11 protein-coding genes are annotated in these 8,305 nt (G+C 62.4%); all 11 read right to left on the reverse strand.

Annotation, left to right across the window (positions count from 1 at the left end; genetic code table 11):
* Positions 1-251: 251 nt before the first annotated feature.
* Positions 252-716: a hypothetical protein gene (locus F2P46_RS34880; RefSeq protein ID WP_166898984.1), complete on the reverse strand. Its 465-nt coding sequence runs from the start codon at positions 714-716 to the stop codon at positions 252-254.
* A 113-nt stretch (positions 717-829) separates the two neighbouring features.
* The gene (locus F2P46_RS34885; protein ID WP_166898986.1) at positions 830-1,231 is read right to left on the reverse strand and encodes a hypothetical protein; all 402 of its coding nucleotides are present in this window, start codon (positions 1,229-1,231) and stop codon (positions 830-832) included.
* Positions 1,228-1,434 (reverse strand): hypothetical protein, encoded by a 207-nt coding sequence (locus F2P46_RS34890; RefSeq protein WP_166898988.1) that lies wholly within the window; start codon positions 1,432-1,434, stop codon positions 1,228-1,230. Before F2P46_RS34890 ends, F2P46_RS34885 begins: the two co-directional genes overlap by 4 nt.
* Before the next feature lie 2 nt (positions 1,435-1,436).
* Positions 1,437-1,913 (reverse strand): HK97-gp10 family putative phage morphogenesis protein, encoded by a 477-nt coding sequence (locus tag F2P46_RS34895; protein ID WP_166898989.1) that lies wholly within the window; start codon positions 1,911-1,913, stop codon positions 1,437-1,439.
* Positions 1,906-2,253: a head-tail adaptor protein gene (locus F2P46_RS34900; protein WP_166898991.1), complete on the reverse strand. Its 348-nt coding sequence runs from the start codon at positions 2,251-2,253 to the stop codon at positions 1,906-1,908. The genes F2P46_RS34895 and F2P46_RS34900 overlap by 8 nt, the downstream gene beginning before the upstream one ends.
* On the reverse strand, positions 2,253-2,798 hold the full coding sequence (locus F2P46_RS34905; RefSeq protein WP_166898992.1) for a hypothetical protein: 546 nt from the start codon (positions 2,796-2,798) through the stop codon (positions 2,253-2,255). Before F2P46_RS34905 ends, F2P46_RS34900 begins: the two co-directional genes overlap by 1 nt.
* Positions 2,795-4,639 carry an SGNH/GDSL hydrolase family protein gene (locus tag F2P46_RS34910; protein ID WP_166898994.1) on the reverse strand — a complete coding sequence of 615 codons (1,845 nt, stop codon included), beginning with the start codon at positions 4,637-4,639 and terminating at the stop codon, positions 2,795-2,797. The genes F2P46_RS34905 and F2P46_RS34910 overlap by 4 nt, the downstream gene beginning before the upstream one ends.
* 2 nt (positions 4,640-4,641) lie before the next feature.
* Complete coding sequence (locus tag F2P46_RS34915; RefSeq protein ID WP_166898996.1) at positions 4,642-4,926, reverse strand: hypothetical protein; 285 nt, start codon at positions 4,924-4,926, stop codon at positions 4,642-4,644.
* Positions 4,927-4,975: 49 nt separating this feature from the next.
* Positions 4,976-6,142, reverse strand: coding sequence for a phage major capsid protein (locus F2P46_RS34920; protein ID WP_166898997.1), 1,167 nt, complete (start codon positions 6,140-6,142; stop codon positions 4,976-4,978).
* 66 nt (positions 6,143-6,208) lie between these two features.
* On the reverse strand, positions 6,209-6,868 hold the full coding sequence (locus F2P46_RS34925) for an HK97 family phage prohead protease (protein WP_166898999.1): 660 nt from the start codon (positions 6,866-6,868) through the stop codon (positions 6,209-6,211).
* Positions 6,843-8,183 (reverse strand): phage portal protein, encoded by a 1,341-nt coding sequence (locus F2P46_RS34930; RefSeq protein WP_166899001.1) that lies wholly within the window; start codon positions 8,181-8,183, stop codon positions 6,843-6,845. Before F2P46_RS34930 ends, F2P46_RS34925 begins: the two co-directional genes overlap by 26 nt.
* Positions 8,184-8,305 lie beyond the last annotated feature (122 nt).

Raw genomic sequence — 8,305 nt, forward strand, 5'->3', positions numbered from 1 at the left:
GCCTGGGCCAAACATGTGGGCAATCATCGGCTTCGATTCATCTGGCTTGCCGTCTGGACCAGCAGCGAACATAGGTTCGTCATTGCCGTCACGCAGGTGATGGGCAACGGTAGCGATGAGAGCGAAGTTTTTGAGGTTATTCATGGTGTTTCCTTTTTTCGTGGGTAATAAAAAATGCCCGTGCCGGCAACCGCTCCCACGAAGGAGACAGCTGCCGACCGGTGCTGGTGATGGCCAGGTGGCCGTGATGGTTAAACGCTGACGGTATCGGTCTGGCGCAGCAGGGTGAAGTTGCCCTTCACCGCGTCATTGCTGGTGCCGCCAGTGCGAACGAACTTGGCGACCTGCGCCGTGAAGTAGTCGATCTCGTCGGTGTCCTGGCCGACCAGCTTGAACGACGGCACGCTGTAGTCCTTCGACGCGGCCTTGATGATGATCTGGCCGGGATCTTCTGGAACCCAAGCGCATTCGAACTCGGCATTGGGCAGTTTGAACGAGCCTTTTTTCTCGCGGTCCTGCGCATCACCGATAGTCGCCAGTGAGGACATCGAGTACTCGCGTCCCTCGACGCTGCCAATGTTGGTGAGCTGCCCCACCTCGACCCAGGTGAGCAGGGCGAAAGCTGCGGCGGCGCCGGCGCCCGTCGCTACGGTCGGGGCTGCGGTCGAGACATACAGTTTCGAACCGGCGATAGTGTCAAAATCGATTCCTGCCATGATGTAGTACCTTTCAATGAAAAAAGCCCGCTCGCTGGATTGCGAAACGGGCGGGCTGATAAAGCTGCGGATGAAAAAATGCCGCTCGAGGCGGCCATGTGTTGCTTGGCTGGTCAGGCCGGCTCGATGTAGGTCACCATAAAGTCGCGGCTTTGTTCGAACGTCGGGATCGTGTCGTCGCCCATGTCCGGGCCGACCAGATCGCGCATGACGCTGCGAACCGCGTAGCCGGCAATCAAGCCCGTGTGCACGCCGGCGCCGAGCCGCGCCGCCTTAAGCACCGCCTTCTGCTGCGGGTAGGATGCCGCGTAAACGGTGACCTGCACGCGCGAGGTGACCAGGCTATTCCCGGTGCGCGCCACAGTGTCCTGTTCATTTCCGCTGATTTCGGTGATGCCGATGGCCGGCAACGCGCCGGACGGAACGGCGCCGGCGAGAATGCGCGCGGCGGGTACCAGTGCGATGAGAGGCGCATGCGCGACCAGCAGCACGCGCATGATGGCGACTGCGCTCATTTCTTGCGAGCCGCGATCTTCGAATCAGGCGCCGGCGCGACGCGCCCAGGCGCGGGGATGGCAACGCCCTGCTTGACGTGGTATTGGGCCAGGCGCAGCCCGCGCGGGCTATCGACCGTGTCGTACTCGGTGCCTTGTTCAAGCTCACGCACGGTCTCACCATCGAGCGAGCCTTGTACGGTCTGCGTCATCAGAATTTTCATGATTACCCTGCGTCTGGTAGGTTAATGCCCTCGGCGGTGAGCCTGGAGCGGATTTTTGCGCCGACAGCGGTTGCGGCGCGCGCTGCCCTTGCGTCGAAGGCAGGGCGTGCAAACGGACGCGGCCGCGCGCCGGGGTGATCAGCGTCGGCAACGATATAGCCGGCGATCCGGAGAGCCCCGGCGCCGCGCGGCGTGATCTTGTGCGCGCGCGTGCCGAACTCGACCATGCGTGCGTACCAGGCCTTCTTGTTGCCGATCTTGACCGACGCGGTTACGCGCCCGCCCTTGGCCTTTGTCGTGACCCGGACGCTTTGCCGCAGTGCGCCGCTGTCCACGGGTATGTTGGCCTTGATTTCTTCCTTGAACTCATTCGCGCCGGCGCGTAATCCGCTACGTAGGACGTTTTTTTCAAACTTGACCGAGAACTGCTGCAGGAACTCATCCAGCTCCCGGCCGCCAGTGATATTCGGGTCAGCCATTTGAATATCCTTCCAGTTGAAATTCAGTGTGAAGCCGGTCGTCCAGTAGCGCCGGCCCGGCGATGATCTGCATTACCCGGTCGCCGCGGCTGTGCAGGACGACCCGCATATCGGCCGTCACTGCCTGGGCGCTCTGCATGCGCAGCCTGGCGCGCTGGACCGCCTTGCCCAGCCCGTTCTTTGTCGTTTCCGCGCGGCTCGGCAGCACGTCCTGAACATTGGCCCAGTAGCGCACCAGCACCGGAACCCACGTCTTCACCTCGGTGCCGTAAACTGGATCAAGCTCGCCAACGAGCTGCTCGATCGTCACCTTCTCGTCGCATTTGAACGGGGCGGCCATCAGCTATGCACCTTCAAACAGTCCAGCCCTCGGATAAGGTGCGGCGATTCCGGCGTGCCGGCCGGCGCGAAGTACTCGCGGACTTTGGCCAGGATGTAGCCCTTGAACGCGGCCGGCGTGGCCGTTTCGTCATTTCCGTAGCCACAAACCACGGTCAGGGTCACCGCGTCAGGGCTCTGCTTCGTTGTCGGCCAGGTGGCGCCGGCAGCAAGGGTGACGAATCCCGGCTCGATTGAGCGGTCGATCACGTAGGCATCTTCGCTCAGCGTTTGTGTGGCGCCGGCGGCATCGAGGTATTTCAGGCTGACCACCTCGACCAGCGGGGACGAAGGCAGCGGAATCACGCCCGTAAAGCCTGGCGCCGTCACCTCGTACGTACCGTTGATGATCGAGCGCCCGGTGATGTGCTCGGCCTCCGCTGTCAGCGCACGCACGCGAGTCTCGATTTCCGCATCGTGGTCTGTCCCGTTCACACGCGCACTTGTGCGGGCGTCGACCATAGATACCGCCAGCGCCGCCGGCGGGGTGATTTGGCGCGAGGTCATTGCGCACCAGCTGGCGGGGCCACCTTTTCAAACGAGAACCGGCGCCAACCGACTTTCCCGCCGCCGCCCACGCGCGCGCCGATACGGATGCGCATGGTGAAGAGCGTGTAGCCAGGCAGCACTTTTTGTGGCTCGCTGCGCAGTTGCAGGATCGGCATGTCGGCGCCGAACCCTGCCAGGTCGCGACCTGCCTGGATGATGTAAGACGACTGAATATTCCCGCCGCTTGTTGCTTGCGCTTGAAGAGTTGCGAGGCCGGTACCCGTGGTGCTAATAATTTGCGGCTCAAGAACAAGCTGGAAGTAGTCGCCCGTCACAAAATTCGGCGGCAAATTGAACTGCTGGAACAGCTCGTGGTAGTCGCCCGCCGTCGAGCCGATCACTTCTGTCGTCCACCAGTCGAGGCCGCCGTCTGCTGCGGGTTCGAAGGCCGTCGTGCAGGTCTGCGTGCTGCCCGACCGGGACAGAGTGAAGCTGTCTGGTACGGTGCCGGTGACGCCGTTCGCCGCCGCTGTGGGTGTGGCGCCACCGAACGCCCCCGCGTTGCCGCGCAATGCCGGGTTGAGGCTGATAGGCCCCACCTGCAACGTGGAGTCCCACACGCCCACGGTGTTGTTCCGAAATGGTTCTTTCGGATAGTCTTGCAGCAACGCCGCGATCAAGGGCTTTGCGAACGTGTAGGCGCCGAGCGGCATCCAGTGCAGATTGTCCAGCGGGTTAAACATGCCGGGGCGCCCACCTGGGTTGGTGAGTGCCGTCGGCCCACCAAGTGCGATCGAATTTGCGCTTACCATCTTGTCGAAAGCGCTGACAAAGCGCACGTTCCGCAGCGTGCGGCAATATGCGCGGATCGACTCGGACACACGCGCCAGCCACTGGTTGACCGCGACTGTAGCCGACGGGTTTGGCGCAATCTCATTGACGTAGACGCGGCGCGCCTTCGCCCGCGCCAGGTCGATGATCGCCATCAAGTTCGCAATGGCCGCTTTCGCCGTAGTGGCATCACCAGGGGCATCGTTGACGCCGGCGAGGATACATACCGCCTCGACATCGCCAGCAAGCGCTTGAGGCGTATACTTCAGGATATCGGCGGTGGTTGCGCCGGTGATGCCAAATGCCTCGTACGCGGCGAACGTGTCGCCAAGCGCGCCGGCCACCCAAGGCACGTATCCAATGAAGTTGTAATCTGAGATCGTGGCCAGGCCGGCCGTGGTGACGGTGCTGTTCTGGTTGGGTACCGGCGCTGTGGCGCCGCGAATGGCAACCAAGACGCCCGAGTTTGCCAGCGACCCGCTCTCGAGGTATTTCCAGCCACCCTGGGACACGTCGACCCATGGTCCCGGCGATGGGTCGCCTGTGTAGGTCCAGCGCATCCAGCCGCGTGCATCCGTTTCGATTTTGCCGCCGGCGGTGCCAGCGCGGCCGTCGACCATGCAGTAGACCAGCCACGAACCATTGCCGAGATTGGCCGGCGTCGTGATTGTGCTGCTGCCGTACCACGGGCGGCCATCGAACAGTCCAGGCGCGCGGCCAGGCGCACCGCCGTAGGTCAGCGAATCGCCAATGAAGCGCATGCGCAGGTTCGTGCTGGCCGACGGCAGAGCCACCGGGAAGCCTGCGCCTACCAGGCTCACCTTTCCGGCTGCATCCACTTCAAACGATGCCGGCAAGACTTTCGCAGGGCTGACTGGCGGCGGCACAAAGGGAATCCCGCCAGTCAGCACGGTTGTGGCGTTGACGCCGCCCGCCAGCAACACGTTCGCCGTCACGTCGTCCAGCGTCAGAATGGTTTGTGGCGGAATGCCCTTGTACGTGGAAAGCAGGCGGATGGTTTTCGGCATGATTATTTCGCCTTCGCTTTGCTGGCTTTGTTCATCGGCTCATCGGCCATCTTGTTTTCTGGTGCGTCGGCCATCTTGGGGCCGCCCTCGATCGTGTCGGTGTCGCCAGCGGCCGGTGCTGGCTCCGATTCCGGCGCCATAGCCGGGGCTTCGTCGGCGATCTCGATCAGGCCGGCCTTGACCAGCTCGCGCGCCTCGACCAGCTCGATCATGTCGGTGTCGCCGGCGGCCATGCTCAGGCGGCCATGTGAGAACTGGTCGAGCGCTTTGATTTTCGTTACTGCCATGTCGTTCTCCAGATAGCCGGCGACCGTGCTGCGCCGCCGGCGGGGTTGATTACGCCAACGCGCCTTTGACGAACGCCTCGGGGCGGTTAACCACCAAGGCCAGGCGCTCTTCGATCAGAATCGCGACCAGGTTCATCACGAAGTCGTCTTCGTTTTCGGTGGCGATGGCGACCGAGGCGAGCAGGCGGTCGAAGATCTGCGCGCCCATGCGGAAGGCGCCGGCCAGGAATGTGGCGACGGACATGGCCTGCGTGGTCACGACTGGGCGGCCCCACAGTGATGGCGACAGCGTGCCCTGCGGATTGCCGATGATGTACTGGCCGGTGGTGTCCTTCAACAGCTCGATGGCTGCCCAGTTCGACGGATGCAGCACTAGACCATCCGACGGATACTCGGCCAATTCCGCTTGCAGCAATGCGAGGCGCAAGGTGTCGATGTGGGTGGCGCCTGCAATGGTGATAGGCGCCACGAAGGCCGATGCCTGGGTATAGATGCCGTTCAGGTTATTGCCGACACCAGATCCCTTGAGCAGCTGACCTTCTTCGATCAAGCGTAGGCCGTAGGTCAGGCGCTCGTCGATGTACGATTGCAGCGCAGGGAAGTCGTCCAGAATTTCAGTCGATGCCTTCATGAAGTGCGCGATCTTGACCACCGGCGCGGTGGATTGCGCCAGGGTGAGGGTCGATTCTGGCTTCCGCGCGCCTTCGGCTACCAGCGCCGCGTTGTTGGTGAAGCCCGTCTCCTTCATGTAGGTGATCATGTTGGAGGCGGTGCGGCCAGGCGCAACCAAGTCACGGACCGTCAGGCGGCGCTGCGGCTGCGTGATGATGCCAGGCTGGCGGTCGGCCAGCACACCGGCCCCGGTGTTGGTGGTGATGATCGCCTTGGCCTCGATATCAACGCTAAAGCGGCCGCCTTTACGGCGCATTTCTCCTGATTCATGAGCCTTTTTGAACGAGTCGTTTTCGACGAACTGCTGGCCCAGCGACTTGGCGCCCTGTGGGTGCTCGGTCTGGCGACGCGCGGCCTTTTGCTCGAGGTCGACAACCTGAGCAGCCGTGTCGGCGTACTTGATCAGCAGTTCGTCAACCACTTGCTTGACAGCAGCCGACATGTCGACGCCTTTTCTCGCTTCGGCCATGGCCTTTTCGGCGTGCTCTTTCAGGCTGTCGTTGATTTTCGCCAGTTCCTGCTTTACTTCGATTTCGGTAGTCATTTTTGGTCCTAGAATGAAAAAGGCCCGCGAGTAGCGGGCCTTGTTGAGGGGAGGGGGAAACGGGAGTTACGGGACGCTGAAAGCCTTCAAAAGGGCCAGCGTTTCGCCAAGATCGCCCTCGGCCTCGCACCGAGTAAGCAGTTTCGACAGGCCACTGCCGGCGATGGCTTTGGCCTGCGTTCGTGAGAAGCCGCCTGCATCGCACAGGAACTTTTCGAATTCAGGGAGGGTTGGCATGCGGCCGGCCTCGATCAGGCTCTTGACGTCGGCCACGCGCGCGTCGTCGTTCATCGGATTGGTGACCACGCTGATTTCCACCAAGTCGAGCTTCTGCAGCGTGTAGACGCCGGTGTCCTTGTTGACGCTGTAGTCCTTGACGCGGTAGCCGATCGACAGGCCGGTGATTGTCTTGGTGCTCATGCCCTTGTGCGCCAGGCGCGCGTACGGCGCGTCGTCGAGCCACAGCGACGCCTCGCCCAGCAGGCCGTGGTCGTCCTCTTTCAGAGCCTCCCAGGCGCCGATCGGCTGATCCGGCTGGTGTTGCCACAGCACCGGCACCGTGCGGCCCGACTTCTGCCACTTGCTCAGGCTTTCCGCGAACGCGCCGGGCGCCACGATGTCGCCGCCCTTGTCGATGACGTTGAACACCGAGCCGTAGCCGGAAAAGCTGCCCTTGTCGGTCAAGCTTTTCAGCTCCAGATCAATCGATTTGTGGAGGATTTGCATCGTCGTTTTCCTTGATTCCAAGCCAGGACAGAACGGCCGACTTGGCCGCCTGGGCGGTGTTGGTGATTTTTCCCAGCAGCGAGAGCGGGATCAGGTTGCTTTGCACGGTCAGCTCGTCGCCGCCGGGCAGTGGCTCCAAGTTTTCCAGCGAGCGGCAGAAGTTCCGCGTGTAGATGCCGTTTTGCGTCATCGTGCTGTAGAGGGCGGCGCGTGATGCGCTGTCGCCGCGCAGCAGACCCTCTACGCTGTATTCGGAGAAGAAGCGCGTGCGCTCGGCAGGTTTCAGCAGCGACTTGGCGATCCCCTGCTCAATGCGTTTCATGTACGCGCGCAGCACGTAGTCGATAAAATTCTGGTTGATCTGCTCGCGGCCGGTGCCCCAGTTCGATACGGCGGTGCCGTGACCGATCATCGACGGCGGCATGCCGAACCAGCGGCACAGGTCCTCGACGCTGAACGAGCGCGTCTCCAACATCTGCGCGTCGGCCGGGTGCATGGACAGTTGCGTGAACTCGGTAGCGCCTTCCAGCAACATCATGTTGCCGGTACGGTCGTCGCCAAACACCGCTCCCATGACCTTGCCCTTCGCCTGCTCGCGCTGGGCAGGGTCGAGATATTCCTTCATCGTGAGCACGCCGGACAAACGCATACCCTTGCCAAATGTGTTGGCTGATGCGGTTTCGGCCGCCGTGGCGCCGCACATCGACCGCCAGCCGGCCGTAATCGGCGAAATGCCCATCAGGCCATCCGTGCCGAACCCCTTGATGTGCCAGATTTCGCCCTCGGTGTATTCCCGCTCGCCGCGCGGGTCGGCGTAGCGGTAGCTCACTGCGCCGTCCAGGCTGCGGCGGACCGTCATCAGGGCCGGGTCAAGCGGGTCCAGCGCCACGATGCGGCCGGCAGCGCCGTAGCTTTTCAGGCAGTACGCATTCCCCCACAGGCAAATTTGCGATACGACTGCCTCCCAGAATTCCACCGCCGTCATGTCGGCGTTCGGCGAGTCGTGCAGCAGGTAGTACAGCGGGTGCTCGCGCGCCACCACGCGGATTTCACGCCCATTGACCACCTTGCGCTCGTACGTAATCAGCGGCAGCGTGGCGATCGTCTCAGCGATCAGGCGCACGCAGGACCAGACCACCGACAGTTGCAGCGCCGCGTTCACGCCAGGCGTACCGTTGCGCACGTCGCCGTGGTTGATCGTGATGTCCTTGTTCGGGTCGCGCAGGCCGCGATAGGCGACGGCATCTCGGATCGAGAAGTACACGCTTTTCAACGCCAGGCCACCGGCCGCTGCCGCCTTGCTGAATAATTTCATGTTTATTGTTCCGAAAGGTAGTCGTCGAGGGAGCCACCCTTAATAGGTTTTGCTGTTTGCATGATGCCGATTGCCATCACGGCAGCGACGATCAAGTCGATACGCCCAGTCGCCTTCTCTTT

Source organism: Massilia sp. CCM 8734 (assembly GCF_011682155.1).
Lineage (GTDB): Bacteria > Pseudomonadota > Gammaproteobacteria > Burkholderiales > Burkholderiaceae_D > Telluria_A > Telluria_A rubra.

Bases quoted from the DNA above. Each gene is read 5' to 3' on its own strand.
- F2P46_RS34880 (WP_166898984.1), bottom strand. From the start codon at position 716: ATGGCAGGAATCGATTTTGACACTATCGCCGGTTCGAAACTGTATGTC.
- F2P46_RS34885 (WP_166898986.1), bottom strand. From the start codon at position 1,231: ATGAGCGCAGTCGCCATCATGCGCGTGCTGCTGGTCGCGCATGCGCCT.
- F2P46_RS34890 (WP_166898988.1), bottom strand. From the start codon at position 1,434: ATGAAAATTCTGATGACGCAGACCGTACAAGGCTCGCTCGATGGTGAG.
- F2P46_RS34895 (WP_166898989.1), bottom strand. From the start codon at position 1,913: ATGGCTGACCCGAATATCACTGGCGGCCGGGAGCTGGATGAGTTCCTG.
- F2P46_RS34900 (WP_166898991.1), bottom strand. From the start codon at position 2,253: ATGGCCGCCCCGTTCAAATGCGACGAGAAGGTGACGATCGAGCAGCTC.
- F2P46_RS34905 (WP_166898992.1), bottom strand. From the start codon at position 2,798: ATGACCTCGCGCCAAATCACCCCGCCGGCGGCGCTGGCGGTATCTATG.
- F2P46_RS34910 (WP_166898994.1), bottom strand. From the start codon at position 4,639: ATGCCGAAAACCATCCGCCTGCTTTCCACGTACAAGGGCATTCCGCCA.
- F2P46_RS34915 (WP_166898996.1), bottom strand. From the start codon at position 4,926: ATGGCAGTAACGAAAATCAAAGCGCTCGACCAGTTCTCACATGGCCGC.
- F2P46_RS34920 (WP_166898997.1), bottom strand. From the start codon at position 6,142: ATGACTACCGAAATCGAAGTAAAGCAGGAACTGGCGAAAATCAACGAC.
- F2P46_RS34925 (WP_166898999.1), bottom strand. From the start codon at position 6,868: ATGCAAATCCTCCACAAATCGATTGATCTGGAGCTGAAAAGCTTGACC.
- F2P46_RS34930 (WP_166899001.1), bottom strand. From the start codon at position 8,183: ATGAAATTATTCAGCAAGGCGGCAGCGGCCGGTGGCCTGGCGTTGAAA.